The organism is Rhodococcus sp. MH15 (assembly GCF_019266045.1).
GTDB classification, from domain to species: Bacteria; Actinomycetota; Actinomycetes; order Mycobacteriales; family Mycobacteriaceae; genus Rhodococcus_F; species Rhodococcus_F qingshengii.
In genome coordinates, this window is sequence record NZ_LPNP01000061.1 from 484,097 (window position 1) to 508,749 (window position 24,653).

Consider the following 24,653-nt stretch of genomic DNA (forward strand, 5'->3'; position numbering starts at 1 on the left):
CTGCACGCGAATTGTCTCAGAAATGTGCGACACGTCGGCGCCATGGTTGGGCAACCGGGTGTGTCGTCAGGGATGCTGGAGACATCATGAGTGAAGCGCGAGGCGAGAAGTCGAGCGGAAGTGATCTGCACCACCGCAGATGGCATCCGCTACGCCGCACCGGGCAGTTGATCGGTCGAACCCTGAGCAAGGCCTGGGACGATTCCATCTTCGGAAAGGCGGCTACGGCCGCGTTCTGGCAAACGCTGTCGCTTGCTCCCCTGCTGCTCGGCCTTCTGGGAATGATCGGCTACATCGGTGGGTGGTTCGGACCCAACACCGTCGAGATCATCGAATCCAAGATCGTCACGTTCAGCGGAACGATCTTCAGCGAAAGCGTCGTCGACCAGATCATCCGCCCGACGGTGACGGACGTCCTTCAACGCGGACGACCGGAGATCATCTCGGTGGGCTTCCTGCTCTCCCTGTGGGCGGGATCATCGGCGATCAGTACGTTCGTCGACTCGATCGTGGAAGCACACGGTCAGCAGGATGCGCGCAATCCCATCTGGCAGCGCATCTTCGCCCTGCTTCTCTACGTGATGTTCCTGGTGATGGCGGTGTTCATCCTGCCACTGGTAGCTCTGGGGCCGACGCTCGTCGGGCGAGCACTGCCGGCCTCCTGGTACGTGGTCGGATCGAATCTGGTCGACACGTTCTACTACCCTGCTGTCGGTCTGCTGGTGATCATCGGCCTCACGACGCTCTACAAGGTCGCTCTGCCGAAGTCGCTGCCGTGGCATCGGCTGCTCGCGGGCGCCCTGGTCGCTGGTGTGTTCTTCATGGCCGCCAGCACCGGATTGCGTTGGTACCTGGGATTCGTCACCAGCACCGGCTACACGTACGGCGCGTTGGCAACGCCGATCGCGTTTCTGCTCTTCACGTTCTTCCTCGGTTTTGCCGTCGTGCTCGGCGCCGAGTTCAACGCGACGGTTCAGGAGTTCTGGCCCGCTCGTGCCACTCGGATGGAGCAGATGCGAGAGTGGCTTGCGGCTCAGAACACCGACGAAAAGACCGGTCCGGTCACCAATCTGACCTGGCACCTGGCCACCAGCCCTATCCGCATCTCGGGCGACAAAGCGGACCCGGCCACGGTCCCCTCGTACGGGCGGCCCCGCAGCAGACAAACCGAGAGCAGACAATCGGAGTCGCGCCAGAACTCGTGCGTCGACCAAGATCCCTGCGATGAACCGCACGCAGACGCGAAGAGCCCGGCGGCCGACTGCGTCGAGGCTGTCGATCCGCAGAGCTCCGGAAGTACTCCCGCTCGCCTGACCCGAGGTCAGTCGCCCTTACGGAGTCCTTCGTAAATCTTCTTGCAGTCCGGGCACACCGGTGATCCCGGCTTGGCGGACTTCGTCACGGGAAACACCTCACCGCACAGCGCGACGACATGGGTTCCCATGACGGCGCTCTCGGCGATCTTGTTCTTCTTCACGTAGTGGAAGAACTTCGGGGTGTCGTCGTCGGTCGTTTCGTCGGTGGAGACGTCGGGACGTTCCTTGGTTTGAGTGCTCACCCCTCCAATAATGCCGTCTCCGTCACAGCGGTGCGACCCACGGGTCGTGTGCAATTGTCGGCCGAGAGTGGAACAGTGGAGTCATGGCACGAAATGGCGCGTTCGGCAGGTCCGACGAGGCCGGGACTCCCGACAATCCCGTACTGATCACCGAAGCGCAGCAGTCCGTCGAAGAACAGCACAAAGCCCGAGTGCGCAAGTACATGATCATCATGTCCTTCCGGTTCCCGGCGTTGATCCTCGCGGCGATCGCGTACGGCATCTGGGCCAACGCCTGGATCTCGATGCTCATCATCGGTGCATCCATTCCGCTTCCCTGGATCGCCGTCCTGATCGCCAACGACCGACCACCGCGCACCAAGGACGAACCGAGTCGATACGACGGACGAAAGAAGACCGCAGGCGAGATCGAATCCGCGACGCACCACACCATCGAAGGCTGACAAGTTCCGCCTGCGAGAATGACAGGGTGAGAAGCGAAACGCTCCTGTCCATCACCCCTGCGCTGCGTGAGGCTCTGCTTCGCAATCGATTCGACACCGGAACCATGCTCGAGGCGTTGGGTCCCGAAGTTCACGCTGCTCTCGGTCGAAGTGAGCCGGTGCCCGTGCGCCGCGCCACCCGAGAACTCGGGGACCTGGGCGTTCTCATCAGACTGTTCCTTGTCGCCGATGACTGCCCGGCGGGCGACGTCGCCGCGGCGCTGGCTCCGCTGACAATCGCGCAGTGCGTCGACGCCGGTCTGCTCGAAGGTGAGAACTTCGACAGTGAGAATCCGCTCGTGCGGGCCGCGGTGGATCTTCGCCCCATCGACGTCGGCGACGGCGATCGTTGGGTGATCTCGGATCTCGACGGCGGAATCCGTCCCAAGAAGGCCACGGCCGATCATGTGCTGGGCGTCGGGCATGCGTCACTGTCCTTGCTGCAGGCCACGCCCACCGCGAGGGTCGGCAGCGTGCTCGACCTCGGTACCGGATGCGGCATCCAAGCCCTGCACGCGAACACGTACGCCGATTCGGTCACCGCAACCGACATCAATCAACGTGCTGTCGACCTCACGGCAGCAACCATGGCCCTCAACGGACTGGACGTCGAACTCCTTCAAGGGTCCTGGTTCGAACCCGTCGAGGGTCGAACCTTCGACCAGGTGGTCGCCAATCCGCCGTTTGTCGTCGGCGAGGCACGCGTCCATCACACGTACCGCGATTCCGGCCTCGATCTCGACGGTGCGAGCGAATTGATGATCTCGCAATCGATCGACTACCTGAACCCCGGCGGCACGGCAGCTCTGTTGGCGTCCTGGGTGCACGTCGAAGGGCAGGACTGGCGGTCGCGGATCGCGTCGTGGCTGCCGGCCCACGGCGTCGATGCCTGGGTGGTCCAGCGCGATGTCGCGGATCCGGCTCTGTACGTCGGTACGTGGCTCAAGGACGGCGGGCAGGATCCGCGAGATCCGGAAACGGCATCGAGAGCAAACGCCTGGCTGGATCACCTCGAAGAATCCGACGTCGAGGGCGTCGGCTTCGGTTTCGTGTTCCTTCGCCGCACCGACTCCCCCACCGACCTGATGGCCGAGGACCTCATGCACGGCTTCTCGGACCCGCTCGGGGCCGAGGCGCTCGCTTACTTCGACCGTCTTGCCTGGTTGCGTGAACACGACGTCCTCGAGGAACGCTTCGTCCTCGATCCGGACACGGCTCTCGAACGCGTCTACCTCCCCGGTGACGAGGGATGGCAACAAGTGGTCACGCGTGTGCACCGCGGCAACGGACCGCACTGGCAGCACGAGATCGACGAGCTCGGTGCTGCGCTGTTGGCCGGACTCCGAGCTGATGGACTGGTGGTCGACGAATTGATCGAACTTCTTGCCGCGGCGAACGGCGAAGACCCGGACCAGCTACGTGAGGCCGTCGTCACAATGATGGTCTCGCTGGTTCGGCACGGGTTGGTGCTTCCCGTCACGAACTGAGTTCCCGGTGAGTTGCAGATTTTTGTGTTCTCAGCAACTTCTCAGGACGACTGGGAAATAACTGCAGGTCACGGCGATTTAGCGGAAATCGGCACGGGAACTTTCCCGGAACTCTCACACGTTGAACTGTGTGAGAGACCGCCGATAGGGAGGCAAGTCATGACAAGCCCCAGCACCACTACTCGCATTCGTCCGAGCGCCGCAGATCTGGACGCCCAGAGCCCGGCCGCAGACCTGGTCCGCGTCTACCTGAACGGGATCGGTCGTACTGCACTGCTGACAGCAGCAGACGAGGTCGAACTGGCGAAGCGAATCGAAGCGGGGCTGTACGCCAGCCACGTCCTTGCCACGGGAAAGCGCCTGACAGTCGCCAAGAAGAGGGATCTCGCAACGATCGTTCGCGAGGGACAGTCGGCACGTAGCCACCTCCTGGAAGCGAACCTGCGACTCGTCGTGTCGCTGGCCAAGCGCTACACCGGCCGCGGCATGCCGCTCCTCGATCTGATTCAAGAAGGCAACCTCGGACTCATCCGTGCGATGGAGAAGTTCGACTACGCCAAGGGCTTCAAGTTCTCGACGTACGCCACCTGGTGGATCCGTCAGGCAATCACCCGCGGAATGGCTGATCAGAGCCGCACCATCCGGCTCCCAGTCCACCTCGTGGAGCAGGTCAACAAGCTCGCCCGCATCAAGCGCGAACTGCACCAGCAGCTCGGGCGAGAAGCCACGGACGACGAGTTGGCCGAAGAGTCGGGCATCCCGGCGCACAAGATTGCCGACCTGCTCGACCACAGCCGCGACCCGGTAAGCCTGGACATGCCTGTGGGCAACGACGAAGAAGCGCCCTTGGGCGATTTCATCGAAGATTCCGAGGCGACCTCGGCCGAGAACGCCGTCATCGCCGGTCTGCTGCACAGCGATGTGCGCAGCGTGCTCGGGACGCTCGACGAGCGGGAGCAGCAGGTCATCCGACTTCGCTACGGTCTCGACGACGGCCAGCCCCGCACCCTCGATCAGATCGGCAAGCTCTTCGGCCTCTCGCGTGAGCGGGTTCGTCAGATCGAGCGTGAGGTCATGGGCAAGCTCCGCGTCGGCGATCGCGCCGAGAAACTGCGGTCCTACGCGAGCTGATCAAACAACACAGCACGTGCGTCAGCGCGCCACACCACTCGCGCTGACGCACCGCACAAAGCACCGGCCACCGCTACTTCCCTCCCCCTCGGGAATGTGCGGTGGCCGGTGTTGTTCGCTGTGTCTACCGCAGCCGCCTGGGCCCCAGGTCGATTGCGCTCGGCTCAGGTCCGATTCGGACACGTGAATCGGTGATCTCCGCGCCGGTAGCCGAAGCGAGTACCGGCTCACAGGCCAGTTCGCGGACTTCGGGAATGTCGTCGGCCAGCGCCGAGATGCGCTGGACCAGATCAACCAACGCACCCTTGTTGACCGGAACGGCGTTGCGGTATCCGGAGAGAAGCGGCGCGGCCTTGGGCGCGTCGATCAATTCCGTAGCAGCGTCCTCGGTGAGAGGCAGTACGCGATAGGCACGGTCACCGAGGAGATCGGAGATCACACCGGCAAGCCCGAACGAGATCAGCGAACCGAACGACGGGTCGTCTTGGACACCAACCACACATCCGATGCCCTTGGTTGCCATTTTCTGCACGTGCAGCAGCGGTTCACCCGACGCTGCCGCAAGATCTCGGTAAGCGAGGCGCACCGATTCCGGTCCACTCAGATCCAGCCTGACACCGCCCAGATCCGGTCGGTGTCGCCACATTTCGCCGGTTGCCTTGACCGCGACCGGGTAGCCGACAGCATCCGCTGCCTCTACTGCTTCGTCTTCGCTCAGGACCGAACGGAATTCGACGACGGCGACCCCGTAACACTCGAGCAGCGCCGCCGCTTCCACATCTGAAAGCCAACGGCCAGGAGAGTTTTCAAGCCAATCTGCCACCATCTTCTGGGCTCGCTCGGAGTCGATACCCACGGGTCGAACCACCTTCGACGCAGGCTTGCTGCGCCACTCCGCATATCGCCAAGCCCTCGCCAACGCCAGGGCGGCACGCTCCGGCCCCGGGTAGGACGGCACCGAACCGCGGGTCGGGTTACCGACTTCGTCACGAACCGCCAGGACGTCCGGCACACCCTCAGCTGCGAGGAACGTGGTGAGAATCGGCTTGTCCGAGCCTGCGACGGCGTCCTTGAGTGCTTTCGCGAACGGCTCGACCGGAATGGCGACCGGAGGAACGAAGACGGCAATGACGGCATCGACGTCGAACGACGCCAAAGCGTCGCGCACGGCAGTGGCGAACAGTTCCGGACTCGCCTGAGCGCCGAGGTCGACCGGGTCGCTGACCTGCAGACCTTCACTGCGGGCCGCGTCCGCAGCGAGGACACCGAGCGCGGTCGAGTTGCCGATGACCGCAAGCCGGGGGCCGGCGGGCAACGGTTGGTATCCGAAGAGCAAGGCGCAGTCGAACAATTGTGAAATGGACCCGACCTGAATGACGCCCGCCTGTTCGAAGAGGGCGCGGACGATCGAATCGTCGATCTCGACTCCGGTGGCGGCGAGCACCGGCGGAACCGCGTGCCGACCGCTCTTCACCGCGACGATCGGCTTCTTCCGCGCAACTCGACGCGCGATGCGAGAGAACTTCCGTGGGTTGCCGAAGCTCTCCAGATAGAGAAGGACCACTTCGGTGGACTGGTCGGAATCCCAGTACTGCAGAAGGTCGTTACCCGAGACGTCCGCACGGTTACCGGCGGAAACGAAGGCGGACAATCCGATTCGGCTGCGAGCGGCTTCGTCGAGAATGGCGATACCGAGCGCGCCGGACTGACAGAAGAAGCCGACGTTGCCTGCCACCGGCAAGACCGGCGCGAGCGTCGCATTCAACGAAATCGCCGGGTCGTTGTTCGCGACACCCAGCGCATTCGGGCCGATGAGGCGCATACCGTGAGCGCGCGCTGCATGGACCAGTTTGCGTTCGGACGAGCGCCCGTCCGGACCACTCTCACTGAAGCCCGACGAGACGACCACCAGCGCTTTGACGCCCTTGTCGAGGCAGTCGTCGAGTACCGAATTGATCGATTCTGCAGGTACAGCCACGACGGCGAGATCGACGTCGTCGGGGATGTCACGAACCGTCGGATATGCCCGAACGCCGTGTACCGAACGATGCTCCGCGTTGACGGGATAGACCGGTCCGGTGAATCCGCCGCGCAGCAGGTTGGTCAACACCGCGTTACCCACTTTGGCCGGGTCCGCTGATGCGCCGATCACCGCCACCGATCGCGGGCTGAGCACGTTTCCCATGCTGCGGGCCTCAGCTGCCCGCTCACGTGAATTGCGTACTGAAACAAGCGCTTCCGTCGGGTCGATCGCGAATTCGAGTCTCAGCACGCCACCGTCGAAAGAGCGGCTCACCTGATACCCCGCCTCACGGAACACCGTCACCATGTTGCGGTTCTCGGAGAGGACCTCGGCGACGAACATCGTCAGACCGTTCTCGGCCGCTGCCGCTGCCAGGTACTCGAGCAGGATCGGGCCGAGGCCGCGCCCCTGGTGTGCGTCGGCGACGACGAAGGCGACCTCGGCAGACTTTCCGTCACCGACGTCGAGCAGTCGCTCGTATCGACCCACCGCGATGATCTCGTCGCCGAGCATCATCACGAACGCCACACGGTTGTGGTGGTCGACCGTCGTGAAGTTCTTGACGTCGCGCGCCGACATCGTGGGGTACGGGCCGAAGTAGCGCAGATACCGGGTGCGTTCGGAGAGTTTGCCGTGGAATTCGACGAGCTTGTCCGCGTCTTCGGGAACGATGGGTCGCAACGCCACCGCTCCGCCGTCGGAGGCGAGAACATCGACTACCCAGGAATGGGGATAGGTGTGAGCGGGGTCGGTCTTCGGCGCCTGGCCGCTCGCCTCGCCGCCTGCAGCTTCGGTATCGGACTGTTCAGTCACGGGGATCCTCCGGGTCGAGTCCGAGTAGCGGGAACGAAGCGCGACGTGTCGCGATGATCGCCGAGTCGATACGGGTGAGTGCACGGTCCACCGAGGCGACACCTGTCTCCGGTGTACCACCCGGGCCGTCCCACGGCGTGTAGGCGACATCACCGCCGTCCCCCATGGTCGGCGGGAGGTCGACGCTCGGCGCTCGCAGCTTCGTCGATTCCTTCCAGTCTTCCGGGACAGCGGTGTCGACGTCGATCTCGCGATCGAGCGCTGCAGCGATCAAGTGAGTCCATGCCCTCGGCACGACGCGCACCAGTCCGTATCCCCCGCCTCCGACTGCCAGCCACCGCCCCTCGGAGTAGCGGTCGGCGAGGTCACGCATCGCCAGGAACGCGGCGCGCTGACCGTCGACGGTGAGGGCGAGATCCGCGAGCGGGTCCTCGCGGTGCGAGTCGACTCCGCACTGGCTGATGATGATCTGCGGGCGGAAGGCTGCAATGGCTCCCGGGACGACGGCGTGAAATGCACGCAGCCACAACGCGTCGACGGTTCCGGGCAGCATCGGGATGTTCACCGCCGTACCTTCGGCGGCCCCGTCGCCGACCTCGCTCGACCATCCGGTGTTCGGCCACAAGGTTGCCGGGTGCTGATGCAGCGAGACCGTGAGCACCCGCGGGTCCCCGAGGAACGCATGTTGCACTCCGTCGCCGTGGTGAGCGTCGACGTCGATGTAGGCGATGCGGTCGTAGCCGTTGTCGAGCAGCCACGAAATCGCAACCGCCGCATCGTTGTAGACGCAGAATCCAGAGGCCCAATCCGCCATCGCGTGGTGCATGCCGCCGCCGATGCTGACCGCGCGCCTCGTACGTCCCGAAGCGATTTCCTGCGCTGCGGCCAGCGAGCCGCCGGCGAGGATCGCACTGGCTTCGTGCATGTGCGGGAAGACCGGGTTGTCCTCGGTACCGAGCCCGTGGGGAACATCCTGGCCGCTCACACCGTTGTTCGCAGAGTTACCCGCGTCTTTGACCGCTGCAAGATATGCCGGTGTGTGGATTCTGAGGAGGTCGGCATCGGACGCGGCACTCGGTTCGAGAAATTCGACGCCCTCGAGAAGTCCGAGGCTTCGCGAGAGTGCCATCGTGAGATCGAGGCGAGTGGGATTCATCGGGTGATCGGCGCTCCACCGATAGCTCAGGTACTCCGGACTCCACACCACGACTCGATTCGCTCGAGACGCCGCGGGGTCCCCGTCAGATCTGATCGACGCGGTCATGGGATCACGCTACTTCCTTCTCGTTTCGTGCTGCACACCACACTCGTGGCCCGCTTCGGAGACCGAGATCGAGTGACACGAATCCAATTCGGACACGCGCTGGACTCGCCGCGGTGGAGGCGGCACCGGAACCACGAACTGAACGGTAGAATGATCAACTGACGAAGGGGTTGAGTGTGAAGGATCTAGTCGACACCACGGAGATGTATCTCCGGACGATCTACGACTTGGAAGAAGAGGGCGTAGTCCCACTCCGGGCGCGGATCGCCGAACGGCTCGAACAGAGCGGACCCACCGTCAGCCAGACTGTTGCGCGTATGGAGCGTGACGGCTTGCTGATGGTCGCCGGCGATCGACATCTGGAACTCACCGACAAGGGTCGCGATCTCGCGATCTCTGTCATGCGTAAGCACCGGTTGGCAGAGCGCCTGCTGGTGGACGTCATCGGTCTCAAATGGGAAGACGTACATGCCGAGGCATGCCGTTGGGAGCACGTGATGAGCGAGGAGGTCGAGCGTCGGCTCGTCGTCGTTCTGAACAACCCCACGACGTCGCCCTACGGCAACCCGATTCCGGGCTTGGACCAGTTGGGACTCGACGGCCCGGTTGCCACCACCGAAACATTGGTGCGCCTGACCGATATTCCGCACGGCGCACAGACAGCTGTGGTCGTTCGGCGACTGGCCGAGCACGTGCAGTCCGATCCCGAGGTGATCGCGCAGCTGCGTGACGCCGGCGTCGTTCCCGACGCCAGGGTGACGGTCGAAACCCGTCCGGGCTCGGTGACGATCATCGTGCCGGGTCACAGCGGGTTCGACCTGTCCGAGGAAATGGCTCACGCCGTTCAGGTCAAGCAGGTCTGAGGAAGTAGATGAAACTCCTGGTCACCGGCGGCGCCGGTTACGTCGGCAGTGTGTGCAGCACTGTGTTGCTCGAGCGTGGACACGAGGTTGTCGTCATCGACGACCTCTCCACCGGAAATGCCGACGCGGTGCCTGCCGGTGCCGAGTTCATCGAAGGAGACGTGGGAGCGCTTGCTGCCGACGTCCTCGGCAGTGCGGGTTCACCGGTTTTCGACGGTGTGCTTCACTTCGCGGCGCAGTCGCTGGTCGGCGAATCGGTGCTGCACCCCGAAAAGTACTGGCGCGGAAACGTCGTCACGACCATCGAGTTGCTCGAGGCGATCCGTGTCTCCGGTACTCCGCGCCTCGTGTTCTCGTCCACCGCAGCTACGTACGGCGAACCGGAGCAGTCCCCCATCGTGGAAACCGCTCCGACCCGCCCTACGAATCCGTACGGCGCGACCAAGCTCGCGATCGATCATGCGATCACCTCGTACTCGATCGCCCACGGCCTCGGTGCGACGAGCTTGCGCTACTTCAACGTCGCAGGTGCGTACAAGTCCGCCGGCGAGAACCGGGTGATCGAAACCCACCTGATTCCACTCGTCCTGCAGGTCGCGCTCGAACAGCGGGACAAGATCTCGGTCTTCGGAACCGACTGGCCCACGCCGGACGGAACCGCGGTACGCGACTACATCCACGTGCTGGACCTCGCCGAAGCACATCTACTGGCGCTCGAATCCTCGGTTCCCGGCGAGCACCGCATCTACAACCTCGGAAGCGGTGCCGGCTTCAGCGTGCGCGAGGTGATCGCCGCCTGTGCGCGGGTCACCGGCCTGCCGATCAACGTCGAGGACGCGTCACGACGGCTGGGTGATCCGGCAGTACTGATCGCATCGAGCGACAAGGCGATTGCCGAGCTGGGTTGGACGCCCACGCGTACCGATCTCGACGTCATCGTCGCCGACGCATGGCAGTTCCTCCAGGATCTGGGCGACCGCTCACACGCTGCTCGCTAGCTTCCATTCGGCAGTGCCGGCGGCAAGCCGGTGATTCCGAGCGATTCCCCGATGGACAATCCGACGGCCGCGAGGTCACGGATTCCGTCGGGGCGCATACCGGATTGCAGCGATAGATCCAGCAATCCCGCCAAGGTGTGTTCCGAATCGGCCGACAGCGCGGCCGACAGCGCAACACCTGCCAGAGGTCCGTCGCCACGCACATATGCAAAGAAGCCGAGAAGTGTTGCCGGCCAAGCTCGTTCGGGCAACGGGACTTCATGGGTGAGCACGAGCCACAATTGCTCAGCATGTGCCGCAACGGACGTGATCGCCAATCCCAGCACCACGTCGCGCACGCGTACGTCCGTCAATGCGACCACCAGATCGGCGCATTCCTGCGGGTCAGGGCGGTGAGCGCCTGCCTCGACACGGCGGACGTGTTCCAACACCAGATCGATCCGGCACTGAACTGCGGTTTCACCGCTCGGTCCCCCACTGTGCGCGCTCGACTCTCGTCGGCTCGCGATCAGTCGGGCAATCGTGTCGTGATTGCGAGCGGCGCCGTGTACCCACCGGACCAGTTCCTCACGCGAACGGCGAATGACCCTCCCGCCCAACACCTGTGCTGCTGCAACCGACGAAGATGCCGGGTCTGGCAGGGCGCCGCGGTGAATCGAACGCATGACGCTCGTCCACGGCTGGCCAGATTCTATTGCGGCCGTGCACAATACGTCGGCCAGCTCGACGCAGGTTCCACCGAGCATGTCTTCGAATACCTCGGCCAGCTCGATGGTTTCATCGATCAGAGTTTCAGCTGCCGAGCAATCGGTGATCACCACGAGAACGACCGCACGCGCGCCTTCCCCGTCACAGACGGCGGCGAACTGGCGCAGCGCCGCGCTCATCTGCCTCGCGGGCTTTCCCCTGACACTGGGAAAGTAGTCGTGCCGCATCACTGGTCCGAGCGTCGAGGCGGAGGCGCCCATCAGAGACAGCGCAACCACAGAGTTGGACGGATGGAAGCCCAGGAGTGCGGGTATTGCCGCGATCAATTCGCCTGGATCGGAGACGCGTTCGACGCATCCGAGAAGGGCGGTAAGGTCGTCGTCGGAGAATTCGAATTCTCCCGGAAGAGGTGATGTCGTCATGCACACACCGTCGCTGATCACCCTGACCCGGCCGTCTGCTCGACCAGGGAAAACAGCTGCGTCCAAGTCGTCTGTGGATTACCGCATTTGTTGGGGACCAAGTACCGCGCCGCACGGAGCAGTTCCGCTACTTGTCGGACCTGTGTGCTGCGAAATCACTTGCCTGCTTTGACCTTCTGTACGGCTGCGGTGAACGCTTGATCCAGCGGTGCCGTCGAGGGCGTCGCAGAACCGAACGTCATCAGTGTTGTCGCCACCCGTACGTCGCCGACCTGCGCGATCAAGGTCAGCATCGTCTGATCACCGGCTGTGGCCTTGGGGGACACGACAGTGCGGCGAAGTGACATCGTCTTGTCGGCATCGATCGGCGACGGCGGAAGAATTTCCGTCGTCACTGTCGTAGTGACGCCGTTCGCAGTGACAGTCATGGACGGGCACTGCCGAGTTTGCGCTTCCAACTCGTCCAGTGGTGCATCGACCTTCGTGAGTTCAACCGAAATCGTTGCCCTCGTCGCGTTGTCGGTCCCGACCGCCATCACGGTCCCGTTCGGACCGTAATCCTGTTCCGGTGGCTCACATTCGGACGGATCGACGGTAGCACCGCGCGGGACGCCGACTAGATCCGGCGCTGCCATCGGAACGGCTTGCGGGGGCAGCACAACAGCGCCGAAGGGCTCGGGGAATTCCTCGGGAGTCAGCAGCAGTTCGGACAGCGGTGCCGCCGTTTTCGGAGAGGTGGATTTCGGCGTCGAGGATTTGGGTGCAGCCGTCGTACTCGGCGCCGCCGTGCCGCTGTCGGTCGCACCGGCAGTCGCCGGCGCGGAGTCCGGAACGGGTGCTCCTTGGACCGACCCGGAGCAGCCCGCGAGTAGTGCAACGGCGGCCACCGCAGCAAGTGAGCATGCGGCCACTCGCCTGGACGATCGTGGACACACCCGCATGTAAGCCTCCGCACTCGACCGATACCGACAATCGACCAATCCATTTCGGACAAATCGGCCGTGCCGACCTTGTGTTCCACTCTGCCATGTCCGAAGCCGCGCACCCGACATCTAGCGAACGCCCAGGCCAAGTGTCGAAAGATACCGCTCAGCTTCGCTCTCGGCGAACGCCCGTCTCGTCGGATCGGGAATGATCGGTCACCGACTCGGTGTTCTTACCGATGAACGTCTGATCCAGTGCTGTCGGGCACCTGACTCCGATGCTGTCGCGCGTGCGCCGATAGTGGACACTTGAGATCAAGACCGAAGAGCGAAGGGGACTGCGATGGACGAACAGTCGAGGATGTACGAGCTGGAATTTCCGGCGCCCCAGTTGGCGGCTGCCGACGGCCAGGGACCGATCCTGATTCACGGACTCGAGGGTTACTCCGACGCCGGTCACGCCGTGAAATTGGCGACGACGCATCTGCGCGAAAGCCTCGAGACCGAGCTTGTCGCGTCGTTTGCTGTCGACGAGCTGATCGACTACCGCTCGCGTCGACCGACGATGACGTTCAAGGCCGATCATTTCTCCGATTACGACGCTCCGGCGCTCAATCTGTACGCACTGCGCGATACGGCCGGCACGCCGTTCCTGCTGCTTGCCGGGATGGAACCGGACCTCAAGTGGGAGCGGTTCACCACAGCTGTTCGACTGTTGTCCGAACAGTTGGGAGTGCGTCGAACCATCGGGCTCAACGCGATTCCGATGGCAATCCCGCACACCCGACCGCTCGGCGTGACAGCACATTCGACCAACAAGGACCTGATCCAGGACCATCAGCGTTGGTCAGGTGAACTGCAGGTTCCCGGCAGCGCATCATCACTGCTCGAGCTTCGTATGTCTCAGCACGGGCACGAGGCGATGGGCTTTTCGGTGCATGTCCCCCACTACCTCGCGCAAACGGACTACCCGGGCGCCGCAGAAACTTTGCTCGAAAACGTTTCCGAGGTTTCGGATCTGGAGTTGCCGTTGGTTGCACTGGGTGAGGCCGCGGCGCGCGTTCGGGAACAGGTTAACGAGCACATAGCCGGGAACGAAGAAGTTCAGACTGTAGTCCACGCTTTGGAGCGTCAATACGACACTTTTGTCGCCGCTCAGGAACAACAGTCGTCCCTTCTGGCCGGCGAGGCCGACCTTCCCAGCGGTGACGAGATCGGCGCAGAGTTCGAAAAGTTCCTGGCCGAACAGGCAGGAAATGACGACTTCGGCTCAGCTGGAGACCTCGATCGAGGCGACAACTGACGAAAATGTGACGGGCGGGGCGCATAATTCGACATTGTGCGCATTCCGCAACCCCTCCGTTACCTGGGCTGTTGTTCAGGACACATCCGTCGGATAGCCTCAAACTCTGTGTGATTTTCGTTGACGGCTCAACAACTGGAGCAGACAGTCAACGTGGTCACACGCCGAGCCAGGAGGCGACATGAGCAGACCACGGAACCGTCAGCTCCGACCGGTCCCCGACGAGGAACCGCGGATGATGTTCCGGACGATTCACGGCTACCGACGCGCATTTCGGATAGCCGGCGAGGGTCCGGCAGTACTGCTCCTGCACGGAATCGGCGACAACTCGTCGACGTGGACCGAGATCATTCCCCACCTCGCCAAGAAGTACACGGTCATCGCACCTGACCTGTTGGGTCACGGCCGTTCCGACAAGCCACGCGCGGATTACTCGGTAGCCGCGTACGCCAACGGCATGCGGGATCTTCTGTCGACGCTCGGCATCGAGCACGTCACCGTCATCGGGCACTCGCTCGGCGGCGGCGTAGCGATGCAGTTCTCCTACCAATTCCCACACATGGTGGATCGCCTCGTGCTGGTCTCGGCCGGTGGCGTCACCAAGGACGTCCATCCGCTGCTGCGCCTCATGTCCGTTCCGGTGGTCAACGAGGTGGTAAAGCTGCTCCGGATACCTGGTGCAATGCCGCTCGTCCGGATGGCCGGGAACCTTGCCGGAGTAGTTCACGGTTCAAATCTGCGTCCCGGCACCATGTTGCACGACACACCGGACCTGATTCGCGTGCTCGCTGATCTCCCCGACCCCACTGCCTACGAGGCCTACCTTCGTACGCTGCGGGCCGTCGTGGACTGGCGCGGACAGGTGGTCACGATGCTCGACCGCTGTTATCTGACCGAGAATCTGCCGGTTCAACTGATCTGGGGCGACGACGACTCCGTCATTCCCGTCTCCCACGCTCATCTCGCGCACGCGGCGATGCCGAACTCACGCCTCGAAGTCTTCCGCGGCTCGGGCCACTTCCCGTTCCGCGACGATCCGATGCGTTTCCTGCAGATCGTCGAAGATTTTCTTTCCAGCACCGCACCACTCGTCTTCGACGAGGCTCGCTGGCGCCACATGCTGATCTCCGGGGTCGGCGAGAACACCATCACCGGAACGTCGTCCACCCGCATGGCGGTGCTCGACGCCATGGGCTCGGACGAGCGAAGCGCAACCTGATCTACGGTTGCGGCTAGCCTGTACGAGTGCTGCTGACGGAACTTCTCCCCGACAACGCGGATCCTGAGTCCGTTTTCGACGCCTTCTCTTCGTGGACCATCGAACGAGGTTTGACGCTCTACCCGGCCCAAGAAGAGGCCGTCATGGAGTTGGTCTCGGGTGCAAACGTGATCCTTGCGACGCCGACCGGGTCAGGCAAATCGATGGTGGCGATCGGCGCGCATTTCTATGCGATGTCGCTCGGCAAGCGCACCTATTACACAGCGCCGATCAAGGCCTTGGTGAGCGAGAAGTTCTTTGCGCTGTGTGAAGTCTTCGGTGCCGAGAACGTCGGCATGATGACCGGCGACGCCGCCGTGAACTCGTCGGCGCCGATCATTTGTGCGACGGCCGAAATCGTCGCGAATCTTGCACTGCGCGAGGGCCCGAACTCCGATATCGGCCAGGTCGTGATGGACGAGTTCCACTTCTACTCCGAACCCGATCGAGGTTGGGCGTGGCAGGTTCCGCTCATCGAGTTGCCGCACGCCCAGTTCCTGTTGATGTCGGCAACTCTCGGTGAAGTCGACTTCTTCTCCGAAGATCTGACGCGCCGTACCGGGAAACCCACCACCGTCGTCTCCGGCACAGAACGCCCCGTGCCTTTGATGTTCTCGTACGCGACCACGCCGGTCGGCGAAACCATCGAAGATCTGGTGACCACCAACCAGTCCCCCGTCTACATCGTGCATTTCACGCAGGCCGCCGCCCTCGAACGCGCCCAGGCACTGACGAGCGTCAACTTCTGTTCCAAAGAAGAGAAGGAAGCGATCGCCGAGGCGCTGGGTGGTTTCCGCTTCACCACCGGGTTCGGAAAAACACTCTCCCGCCTGGTCCGGCACGGCATCGGCGTTCACCATGCGGGCATGCTGCCCAAGTACCGACGGCTCATCGAAGTTCTCGCACAGGACGGGCTTCTCAAGGTGATTTGCGGTACCGACACCCTCGGCGTCGGCATCAACGTCCCGATCCGCACGGTGCTGCTCACGGGTCTGGCCAAGTACGACGGCGTCCGCACTCGGCATCTGAAAGCCCGCGAGTTCCATCAGATCGCCGGTCGCGCGGGTCGTGCAGGCTACGACACGATGGGCACCGTCGTCGTCCAGGCACCCGAACACGAAGTAGAGAATCTGCGGGCAGTCGCCAAGGCCGGCGACGATCCGAAGAAGATCAAGAAGATTCAACGCAAGAAGGCTCCCGAGGGGTTTGTATCCTGGAGCGAAGCGACGTTCGATCGCTTGGTCGCCGCATCGCCCGAACCGTTGGTGTCGCGATTCTCGGTCAGCAACTCGATGCTGCTCAATGTCATTGCCCGCCCGGGTAACTGCTTCGACGCGATGCGGCACCTGTTGGAGGACAACCACGAATCGCGTCCGGCGCAGCGCAAGCACATCCTCAAAGCGATCTCGCTGTATCGCGGATTGCTCAGCGCCGGGATCGTGGAACGCCTCGACGAACCCGACGAGTACGGCCGCATGGCTCGGTTGACGATGGACCTGCAACGCGACTTCGCCTTGAACCAGCCACTCTCACCGTTCGCCTTGGCGGCATTCGAACTTCTCGACGTCGAATCCGACAGTTACGCACTCGATGTCGTCTCGATCATCGAGTCGACGCTCGACGATCCGCGTCAGGTTCTGATGGCGCAGCAGCACTTCGCTCGTGGCGAAGCGGTTGCGCAGATGAAGGCCGACGGCATCGAGTACGAGGAGCGCATGGAACTCCTCGAAGAGGTTACGTGGCCGAAACCGTTGTCGGACTTGCTGTTCCCGGCTTTCGAAATGTACCGGGGTGGCCACCCGTGGATCACCGAGTTCGCCCTCTCCCCCAAGTCCGTGGTGCGCGACATGATCGAACGCGCCATGACGTTTGCCGAGTTGATCAGCCATTACGGACTCACCCGGTCCGAGGGCCTCGTCCTGCGCTACCTCGCCGACGCCTACCGCGCGCTGCGACAGACCGTCCCGGCGGAAGCGCGCACCGAGGAACTCGAAGACATCATCGAGTGGTTGGGCGAGCTGATCCGTCAGGTCGACTCGAGCCTGCTCGACGAATGGGAGTCACTCACCGACCCCGGAGCCGAGGCAGATACGGAAGAGGTTGCGTTCGGCGCCGACATTCCCCGTCCCATCTCGGCGAACCCGCGCGCATTCCGCGTCATGGTGCGCAATGCGATGTTCCGACGCATCGACCTCGCGTCGCGTCGGCAGTGGAATGAGCTGGAAAACCTCGAGGACGGTATCGACGCCGCCGAGTGGGAAGAGCAACTACTCCCGTACTTCGAGGAGTACGCAACAATCGGAACCGGGCCATCGGCGCGCGGGCCGGCGCTCTTCCAGGTCACCGAAGAGGGTGAGTTCTGGCGGGTGCGGCAGGTGCTCGAGGATCCGGAGGGCGATCACGGATGGGCACTGCTTGCCGTCGTCGACATCCCGGAATCGGATGCCGCGGGTGAAATCGTGTTCGACGAGCTGAGCGTCGTAGAAGGCTAGCGCCTGTGCGCCTTTTTGGTAGTCGGCGCTACCAAAAAGGCGCACAGGGGGCGTCAGCCCCTTCGAGCCTTCCGCGGCTGGTTGCGGCGAGCAGCGCGCTTTTCCTTGATGCGAACGTTCTCGGCCCGCACCTCGGCCTGAACAGCGCGTTCCTTTTCGAGCCATTCGGGCTTCTCTTCGAGGAGTGCGGCGATCTGATCCGTGGTGAGTGCTTCTTCGACGCCGCCGCGGGCCAGGCCGGCGATCGATACGCCCAGCTTGGCTGCGATGACCGGGCGAGGGTGCGGTCCGGTGCGTCGCAGCTCCAGCAGCCACTCCGGCGGATCGGTCTGCAGAGCGGTCAGCTCGTCACGAGTCACGTCGCCTTCCTGGAACTGCGCAGGTGTTGCTTCCAGGTACACACCCAGCTTCTTGGCAGCCGTCGTCGGCTTCATCGTCTGGGGAGTTTTGTTCGACGTCATGCAACAAGAGTAACCAGCCGATACGGGTGCTTTTACCAAGGCGGTAGCCTTGCCTGGTGACAGACGCGGATAGTCAGGCAATTTTTCGACTCGCGTACGCCCCGGGGGTGACGCCCACCAAGTGGGTCCGGGTGTGGCACGAGCGGCTCCCCGAGGTGCGTCTGGAACTTGTTCAGTTCCCGGTTCTCGAACTCGAAGCTGCACTTCGCGCCGGTGAAGCAGATGCAGGTTTGGTTCGACTGCCGATCGACCGGACCGGCATCAGCGCCATCTCGCTGTACGCGGAAACCCCGGTGGTGGTGGTACCGAAAGATCACGTATTCACTACTGTCGATCAGATTTCCGTCGACGATCTGGCCGACGAGATAGTGCTCGATCCTCTCGACGACAGACTCGACTGGCCGACCCGTCCCGGAAAGACCGCCGCCGAGCGACCAGCGACCATCGCCGACGCCATCGAGTTGGTGGCCGCCGGCGTCGGAGTTGTCGTGGTTCCCCATTCGCTGGCGCGGTTCCACCATCGCAAGGACCTGACCTTCCGTCCGGTGGACGGTGCGCCCGAGGCTCCTGTGGCTTTGGCATGGATGGAGTCCAAGACCACAGATCTGGTCGAGGAACTGATCGGCATCGTGCGGGGCCGAACGGCACAGAGTTCCCGCGGACGGAACGGCGAGCCGGCCGAGAAGATCAAGGGCTCCGTCAAGGCCAAGATCGCGGCCCGCGAGCGTCGCGCAGAAGCTGCCAAGAACGGGCAGAAAGCTAAGGGCGCCGGCACCGCGAAGAACATATCCGGACGCAACGCCGGTTCCGGTAAGGCCAAGGCGGGCGGCAAATCAGGCAGCGGGAAGTCCGGTGGGACCAAGAGTTCGGGTGGCCGGTTCTCCGGAAAGCAGAAGGGCCGCTAGGGCTTCAACTGGCAACTCGGAGGATCGCTGCCGGACAACGCTGAACTGATCAGGCGCGACAGACTCGGGCTGTGGTCTCGCGAATTGGCGCATCGTCGAACTCCGTCGAGCATGATGAGAGTATGACTCCCGCGAGTTCTTCAGCCCTCGACGAATTGGTAGCGGCACTCCCCGAGGGAGCCGTCCTGCTGGATCCGGACGTGACCGCGGGCTACCGCCAGGACTGGGCCGCCGACCCGACCGCCGGCCGTCCAGCTGCCGTGGTTCGCGCTACGTGCACCGAAGACATCCAAACCGTGATGCGATGGGCAACCGCCCACCGCGTTCCGGTGGTTCCCAGAGGTGCCGGCTCGGGCCTTTCCGGTGGATCCAGCGCCGTCGACGGTTGCATCGTGGTCAGCACCGAGCGAATGCGACAGATCACGATCGACCCGGTCGCCCGTGTGGCGGTTACTCAGCCCGGCTTGATGAATGCGGAGGTCAAGAAAGCCGCCGCAGAGCACGGACTCTGGTACCCACCTGACCCGTCGTCCTTCGAGATCTGTTCCATCGGCGGCAATGCAGCCACCAACGCCGGCGGACTCTGCTGCGTCAAGTACGGAGTTACCACCGACTACGTTCTCGGACTCCGGGTCGTGCTGGCGGACGGTACAGCTGTCAGCCTCGGAGGTCCCCTGCTCAAGGACGTCGCCGGACTCTCACTCACCAAACTGTTCGTGGGCAGCGAGGGCACTCTCGGCATCATCACGGAAATCACGTTGCGTTTGATTCCCGCGCAGCCGCCCGCATCAACCGTCGTCGCGTCGTTCGACTCGGTACAAGAAGCTGCCGACGCGGTCTTGGCGATCACCAGCAACATGCGTCCGGCGATGCTCGAGTTCATGGATCACGCCAGTATCAATGCTGTCGAGGATTCGGTACGCATGGGTCTGAACCGCAAGGCTCACGCACTACTGCTCGCGCAGTCCGACGCACCCGGCGCGGCAGGCGTGCTGGAAATCGAGACGATTGTTCAGGCGTGCGAAAACAACGGAGCCACCGAAGTATTCGCCACCGATGACCAGGCCGAAGGTGACGCTTTTGCGGCGGCACGGCGAGCGGTGTTCCCGGCCGTGCTCGCGATGGGAAGTCTGCTTCTCGAAGACGTGGGCGTTCCCATGCGCGCACTCCCCCAGCTGGTAACCGGGGTCGAAGCCATCGCAGACGACCTCGACGTCCTGATCTGCACGGTGGCGCACGCCGGAGACGGAAACACCCACCCGCTCATCGTCTTCGACCCCGCAGACCCGGACATGTCCGAACGCGCACAGATCGCATTCGGACGGGTGATGGATCTCGCCATCGCGCTCGGCGGCACGATCACCGGCGAACACGGGGTGGGTCGACTCAAGCGCGACTGGCTGCCGTCACAGTTGGGTGAAGACGTCATGGCCCTCAATCGCAAGGTCAAGGATGCGCTCGACCCGCTGGGAATTCTCAATCCCGGAGCGGTCATTGCCGTGAAAGAAGGCTCTCTCGACTAGCTTTCACGTCGATGTCGAACGAGTTACGTCATCGAGGAACCGTCGGGCTGACCGAACGGACCAGCTCGGCCAGCTGACGGAATCCTTCTGCTCGGCCACTCGACGAGCGGAACACGACGCCGATCGTGCGACCGGGAGCTGGCGAAGCGAAACGCGCCGTCGACAAGTCCCCGCGTCGAACCTCCACTGCAACAGCCGATTCCGGGACCAAAGTCACCCCGAGTCCCCCGGCCACACATTGCACGACTGTCGCGAGAGAGGTAGCCCGCGTGTCGCCGGCAAGCGGATGGGCGTCTACCGAACGGCACAGATCCAACGTCTGGTCACGCAGGCAGTGGCCGTCGTCGAGCAAGAGCAACGGCAGCGCGTCGAGCACGTCCGCCGTGAGATCGACACGTCCGGCCAAGGAATGATCGTTCGGCACGACCATCACAAAATCCTCTTCGTACACAGGAACTTCCACCAGGCCAGGTGTTCCGGCAGGAAGCGCCAACACCGCGACGTCGAGCGCTCCCGATCGCAGTGCATCGAGTAGGCGCGCCGTTTGATCCTCGACTATTTGCGGCGCCAACGACGGCAGCTTCTCGCGCAGCTCCGGCAACAACCCCGGAAGAATGTAGGGCGCAACGGTCGGGATCAACCCGATGCGTAGCGGTCCGGTCAGAGAGTCGCCGGAGCCGGCCGCGCTCGCGACGAAACCGTCGGCAGCTTCGAGGATTTGCTTGGCCTGACCGAGCAAGCGCTGTCCGTCCGCGGTCACGAGCACACGCCGGGTACTGCGTTCGATCAGTTTGACCCCTAGTCCCGCCTCGAGAGCTGCCAGCGCCTGCGACAGTGTGGGTTGGCTCACACCGGAACGCGCTGCGGCAGTACCGAAGTGCCGGTACTCGGCCACAGACACAAAGGCACGCAGCTGTGACAAGGAAGGTTGATAAGTCTGATCAGACATGCCTATCAGTGTAGTGCCACCCATCACCTTTACCTTTTGAACGGTTTGATGCAGAATGGACTCATACCAAAAAGCGCCGGTCACAACCTCGACACTCCAGTCGAAACCGTCCGACCCGCTGACGGTGACAAACCCTCTCGATCCAGCACGTTCGGCCGTCACAGTCCGAACAGCCGGATCGTGTGCGCAAGAAATTCCTGTTCACGAGACACGTAGGAGAATGAGACACATGGCTCTGCTCACAATCGGCGACCAGTTCCCCGCTTACAACCTCACGGCTGTCATCGGCGGCGACCTGTCCAAGGTCGATGCCCAGCAGCCCGATGACTACTTCACCACCGTCACCAGTGACGACTACGCAGGCAAGTGGCGCATCGTCTTCTTCTGGCCCAAGGACTTCACCTTCGTGTGCCCCACCGAGATTGCTGCATTCGGCAAGCTCAACGAAGAGTTCGCAGACCGTGATGCTCAGGTTCTCGGCGCTTCCGTCGACAACGAGTTCGTGCACTTCCAGTGGCGTGCACAGCACGAAGAGCTCAAGACCCTCCCCTTCCCGATGCTCTCGGACCTCAAGCGCGAGCTTGCCGAGGCCACCGGCGTCCTCAACGCCGACGGCGTTGCAGACCGCGCGACGTTCATCGTCGACCCCAACAACGAGATCCAGTTCGTCTCCGTCACAGCCGGTTCCGTCGGCCGTAACGTCGATGAGGTTCTCCGCGTCCTCGACGCTCTCCAGAGCGACGAGCTGTGCGCATGCAACTGGAAGAAGGGCGACCCGACCATCAACGCCGGCGAGCTCCTGACTGCGAGCGTCTGAGTATGAGCGTCGAGAACCTCAAGAACTCGCTTCCGGAGTACGCGAAGGACCTCAAGCTCAACCTGAGTTCCATTGCGCGCACGACGGTCCTGAACGAGCAGCAGTTGTGGGGAACGCTCCTCGCAACGGCCGCAGCCACCAAGTCTGCGTCCACGCTCAAGGAGATTGCTTCCGAGGCTGCCGACAACCTGTCGGCAGAGGCATACAACGCCGCTCTCGGCGCAGCGTCGATCATGGGCATGAACAACGTCTTCTACCGCACCAAGGGCTACCTCGACGGTAAGTACGACGACCTTCGTGCCGGCCTGCGGATGAACATCATCGGCAACCCGGGCGTCGACAAGGCCGACTTCGAATTGTGGTCGCTTGCAGTGTCCGCGATCAACGGCTGCAACCACTGCCTCGAAGCTCACGAGAACACCCTCCGCCAGGAAGGTGTCGACCGCGAGGTCATCTTCGAAGCGATCCGCGCCGGTTCCATCGTCGCGGGTGTCGCACAGGCTGTCGAAGCCAACGAGATCCTCTCTGCCGCACAGGTCTGATCACTCGGACCTGAGTGCAGTTCGACGAGCCCTCCCCACCGTGAAGGTGGGGAGGGCTTTTCGCGCGCTAGGGTGGACCGATGGGTATCGAGGTGAGTGTGGTCCGGGTCTTCACGGACGAGAACGGCAAGCACGGGAATCCGCTGGGAATCGTCGACGCGTCCACGGTTGCAGAATCGGATCGACAAGCCGTCGCGAAGGAACTCGACTACAGCGAGACCATCTTCATCGACGTTCCGGATGACGGCGCCTCGCGTGCGCGGGTCCAGATCTTCACTCCGGCAGCAGAACTCCCCTTCGCCGGACACCCGACCGTCGGTGCCACGTGGTGGCTGGGCGAACAGGGCCGTCGCGTGAGCGCCCTCGACGTTCCTGCCGGCAGTGTCGACGTCCGCCAATCCGGCGCTTTGACGTGGGTACGCGCGCGTGCCGAATGGGCACCGGAATTCGCGATCTATCCGATGGACACGGTGGACGACGTCATCGACGCAGATCCGTCCGACTACGAGGCGGATCATTCGTATCTGTGGGCATGGCAGGACAAGCTCGAAGCTGCCATCCGCGCACGCATGTTCGCACCGGTGATGGGAATCGCCGAGGACGAGGCGACCGGATCTGCAGCGCTGCGCATCACGGACCGATTGAGGAAATCATTGCTCATCACCCAGGGACGCGGATCGGTCCTTCACACGACCTTCTCTCCGGAAGGTTGGCTCGAAGTCGGCGGCCGCGTCGTCGCCGAGCCGTCACGAACCTTGTGAGTACCCGGCGGGATTGCGTCCGGCCTCGAGGTCACGTGCACTCAGTGATACCGAGATCTCGTCACCGAGCGCAACTCCCGGCGCGAGGGGCAACTGATCTCCACTCCAGAACTTGCCCGGGTCGAACCAATTGACACGACGATTACCGACGAGCAGACCCATCGCTTCATAGGTCTTGGCAACCACTTCGGCGCAGTAGGCGCTCTCGACGGCTACTGCCGATACGTCGGACTTCTTGCGCAGCTTCGGGATTCGGCCGCCGAACCAGCGCGAAGCAAGCTTGGCCGTCGACGGGAAAGGCGTACCGTCCAGCCGCGCGATCGTCTGGAGCAGAGCGTCTTCCTGCTCCCGGGTGATCTCGTGGTCGAGCTGGCGCAACCATCCACGCTGCCCGTACTTGGCGCCCCAAACCTGAACGGCCGATCGCAGATCGTGCAGTTGGACACCACGCTGGAAGCGTCCGGTCCACATGTCCTGCAGCGAGTGACCGAGTTCCGCATGCCACATCAGCGGCGGAAGGTCGTCGATCACGACCGACATTCCGACGTGGTTGACCGGGCTGTTGGTCAGCGTCTGGATGGCCCGGTCCGCCGTCGACTCTCCGCGGAAGATCCAGATGTCGCCCGTGCGGGTCGCCGCGGCGGCCTCGTCGAGACTCACCTGCGAAAGCAATCGTCGGTCCATGCCTCTAGCGTAGAGGGATGAAACTCACGACTCCTCTGCGCGCCTCGCACGTTTGGAAACTGGTCGGCCTCGCCGGTGCAATGGGCGTTGCCGCCACCGGGGTTCTCGTTGCGCGCGGCGAACGCCAGCGTCGGGCCTACTCTCCGGACGAGATTCGCTCGGTGCTACACGAGCGCTACACCCAGGCGTACGCCAAGCAGTCGGAGCAAGAGGTTCTGGAACTGGAACCTGCGCCCAACGCAGTGCGGCGCCGAATCGAGAAACTCTTCCGGCGCCGCAGCTGACT

23 protein-coding genes are annotated in these 24,653 nt (G+C 63.2%); 15 read left to right on the forward strand and 8 right to left on the reverse strand.

The window, feature by feature from the left end; all coding sequences use genetic code 11:
* The first annotated feature begins 86 nt into the window (after positions 1 to 86).
* Positions 87 to 1,349, forward strand: a complete 1,263-nt coding sequence (locus ATN37_RS10205; RefSeq protein WP_218695082.1) for a YihY/virulence factor BrkB family protein — start codon at positions 87 to 89, stop codon at positions 1,347 to 1,349.
* Here the strand turns inward: ATN37_RS10205 and ATN37_RS10210 are convergent.
* Positions 1,322 to 1,558, reverse strand: a complete 237-nt coding sequence (locus ATN37_RS10210; protein WP_003942602.1) for a DUF3039 domain-containing protein — start codon at positions 1,556 to 1,558, stop codon at positions 1,322 to 1,324. The genes ATN37_RS10205 and ATN37_RS10210 overlap by 28 nt on opposite strands.
* 83 nt (positions 1,559 to 1,641) lie before the next feature.
* Here ATN37_RS10210 and ATN37_RS10215 point away from each other — a divergent pair, with 83 nt between their 5' ends.
* From ATN37_RS10215 to ATN37_RS10225, 3 genes are all read left to right on the forward strand, one after another.
* A complete protein-coding gene (locus ATN37_RS10215) occupies positions 1,642 to 2,001 on the forward strand; it encodes a DUF3099 domain-containing protein (protein WP_003942638.1) in 360 nt (119 codons plus the stop codon).
* Positions 2,002 to 2,027: 26 nt separating this feature from the next.
* On the forward strand, positions 2,028 to 3,527 hold the full coding sequence (locus ATN37_RS10220; RefSeq protein WP_218695083.1) for a class I SAM-dependent methyltransferase: 1,500 nt from the start codon (positions 2,028 to 2,030) through the stop codon (positions 3,525 to 3,527).
* Positions 3,528 to 3,686: 159 nt separating this feature from the next.
* Positions 3,687 to 4,658 carry a sigma-70 family RNA polymerase sigma factor gene (locus ATN37_RS10225; protein WP_003942639.1) on the forward strand — a complete coding sequence of 324 codons (972 nt, stop codon included), beginning with the start codon at positions 3,687 to 3,689 and terminating at the stop codon, positions 4,656 to 4,658.
* 124 nt (positions 4,659 to 4,782) lie between these two features.
* On the opposite strand, the gene ATN37_RS10230 is transcribed toward ATN37_RS10225, so the two are convergent.
* Both ATN37_RS10230 and ATN37_RS10235 read right to left on the reverse strand, forming a co-directional pair.
* Entirely contained in the window at positions 4,783 to 7,494 is a 2,712-nt protein-coding gene (locus ATN37_RS10230; protein ID WP_030536893.1) for a bifunctional GNAT family N-acetyltransferase/acetate--CoA ligase family protein, read from the reverse strand.
* Positions 7,487 to 8,758 (reverse strand): acetoin utilization protein AcuC, encoded by a 1,272-nt coding sequence (locus ATN37_RS10235; protein ID WP_218695084.1) that lies wholly within the window; start codon positions 8,756 to 8,758, stop codon positions 7,487 to 7,489. The genes ATN37_RS10230 and ATN37_RS10235 overlap by 8 nt, the downstream gene beginning before the upstream one ends.
* A gap of 176 nt (positions 8,759 to 8,934) precedes the next feature.
* Here ATN37_RS10235 and ATN37_RS10240 point away from each other — a divergent pair, with 176 nt between their 5' ends.
* Together ATN37_RS10240 and galE are read left to right on the forward strand one after the other, a co-directional pair.
* Positions 8,935 to 9,621, forward strand: a complete 687-nt coding sequence (locus ATN37_RS10240; protein ID WP_003942150.1) for a metal-dependent transcriptional regulator — start codon at positions 8,935 to 8,937, stop codon at positions 9,619 to 9,621.
* Between the two features lie 8 nt (positions 9,622 to 9,629).
* Entirely contained in the window at positions 9,630 to 10,619 is a 990-nt protein-coding gene (galE, locus tag ATN37_RS10245) for a UDP-glucose 4-epimerase GalE (protein WP_003942257.1), read from the forward strand.
* On the opposite strand, the gene ATN37_RS10250 is transcribed toward galE, so the two are convergent.
* The gene (locus ATN37_RS10250; RefSeq protein WP_218695085.1) at positions 10,616 to 11,749 is read right to left on the reverse strand and encodes a DUF4192 domain-containing protein; all 1,134 of its coding nucleotides are present in this window, start codon (positions 11,747 to 11,749) and stop codon (positions 10,616 to 10,618) included. The genes galE and ATN37_RS10250 overlap by 4 nt on opposite strands.
* 155 nt (positions 11,750 to 11,904) lie before the next feature.
* The gene (locus ATN37_RS10255; protein WP_042919947.1) at positions 11,905 to 12,660 is read right to left on the reverse strand and encodes a sensor domain-containing protein; all 756 of its coding nucleotides are present in this window, start codon (positions 12,658 to 12,660) and stop codon (positions 11,905 to 11,907) included.
* Between the two features lie 355 nt (positions 12,661 to 13,015).
* Between ATN37_RS10255 and ATN37_RS10260 the strand changes: the two genes are divergently transcribed.
* From ATN37_RS10260 to ATN37_RS10270, 3 genes are all read left to right on the forward strand, one after another.
* Positions 13,016 to 13,975 (forward strand): proteasome assembly chaperone family protein, encoded by a 960-nt coding sequence (locus ATN37_RS10260; RefSeq protein WP_003942198.1) that lies wholly within the window; start codon positions 13,016 to 13,018, stop codon positions 13,973 to 13,975.
* 181 nt (positions 13,976 to 14,156) lie between these two features.
* Positions 14,157 to 15,194 (forward strand): alpha/beta fold hydrolase, encoded by a 1,038-nt coding sequence (locus ATN37_RS10265; protein WP_007732813.1) that lies wholly within the window; start codon positions 14,157 to 14,159, stop codon positions 15,192 to 15,194.
* Positions 15,195 to 15,220: 26 nt separating this feature from the next.
* On the forward strand, positions 15,221 to 17,725 hold the full coding sequence (locus ATN37_RS10270) for an RNA helicase (RefSeq protein ID WP_064075587.1): 2,505 nt from the start codon (positions 15,221 to 15,223) through the stop codon (positions 17,723 to 17,725).
* Between the two features lie 53 nt (positions 17,726 to 17,778).
* Here the strand turns inward: ATN37_RS10270 and ATN37_RS10275 are convergent, their stop codons facing one another.
* Positions 17,779 to 18,186 carry a DUF5997 family protein gene (locus ATN37_RS10275; protein WP_007732807.1) on the reverse strand — a complete coding sequence of 136 codons (408 nt, stop codon included), beginning with the start codon at positions 18,184 to 18,186 and terminating at the stop codon, positions 17,779 to 17,781.
* 56 nt (positions 18,187 to 18,242) lie between these two features.
* Between ATN37_RS10275 and ATN37_RS10280 the strand changes: the two genes are divergently transcribed.
* Complete coding sequence (locus ATN37_RS10280) at positions 18,243 to 19,091, forward strand: LysR substrate-binding domain-containing protein (RefSeq protein WP_003942255.1); 849 nt, start codon at positions 18,243 to 18,245, stop codon at positions 19,089 to 19,091.
* Positions 19,092 to 19,213: 122 nt separating this feature from the next.
* Positions 19,214 to 20,614, forward strand: a complete 1,401-nt coding sequence (locus ATN37_RS10285) for an FAD-binding oxidoreductase (RefSeq protein ID WP_030536896.1) — start codon at positions 19,214 to 19,216, stop codon at positions 20,612 to 20,614.
* A gap of 28 nt (positions 20,615 to 20,642) precedes the next feature.
* Here ATN37_RS10285 and ATN37_RS10290 read toward each other — a convergent pair whose 3' ends face one another.
* A complete protein-coding gene (locus ATN37_RS10290; RefSeq protein WP_042920013.1) occupies positions 20,643 to 21,563 on the reverse strand; it encodes a hydrogen peroxide-inducible genes activator in 921 nt (306 codons plus the stop codon).
* Positions 21,564 to 21,792: 229 nt separating this feature from the next.
* On the opposite strand from ATN37_RS10290, the gene ATN37_RS10295 reads away from it, so the two are divergent.
* The 3 genes from ATN37_RS10295 to ATN37_RS10305 all read left to right on the forward strand — a co-directional run bounded on the left by ATN37_RS10295 (position 21,793) and on the right by ATN37_RS10305 (position 23,683).
* Positions 21,793 to 22,380 carry a peroxiredoxin gene (locus tag ATN37_RS10295; protein ID WP_003942119.1) on the forward strand — a complete coding sequence of 196 codons (588 nt, stop codon included), beginning with the start codon at positions 21,793 to 21,795 and terminating at the stop codon, positions 22,378 to 22,380.
* A 2-nt stretch (positions 22,381 to 22,382) separates the two neighbouring features.
* The gene (locus ATN37_RS10300) at positions 22,383 to 22,922 is read left to right on the forward strand and encodes a carboxymuconolactone decarboxylase family protein (protein WP_003942122.1); all 540 of its coding nucleotides are present in this window, start codon (positions 22,383 to 22,385) and stop codon (positions 22,920 to 22,922) included.
* An 80-nt stretch (positions 22,923 to 23,002) separates the two neighbouring features.
* Entirely contained in the window at positions 23,003 to 23,683 is a 681-nt protein-coding gene (locus ATN37_RS10305) for a PhzF family phenazine biosynthesis protein (protein WP_003942237.1), read from the forward strand.
* On the opposite strand, the gene ATN37_RS10310 is transcribed toward ATN37_RS10305, so the two are convergent.
* On the reverse strand, positions 23,669 to 24,367 hold the full coding sequence (locus tag ATN37_RS10310; RefSeq protein ID WP_064075589.1) for a hypothetical protein: 699 nt from the start codon (positions 24,365 to 24,367) through the stop codon (positions 23,669 to 23,671). The two genes, ATN37_RS10305 and ATN37_RS10310, sit on opposite strands and share 15 nt — an antisense overlap.
* 17 nt (positions 24,368 to 24,384) lie before the next feature.
* Here ATN37_RS10310 and ATN37_RS10315 point away from each other — a divergent pair, with 17 nt between their 5' ends.
* Positions 24,385 to 24,651 carry a hypothetical protein gene (locus ATN37_RS10315; protein WP_064075590.1) on the forward strand — a complete coding sequence of 89 codons (267 nt, stop codon included), beginning with the start codon at positions 24,385 to 24,387 and terminating at the stop codon, positions 24,649 to 24,651.
* The last annotated feature ends 2 nt before the right edge of the window (positions 24,652 to 24,653 follow it).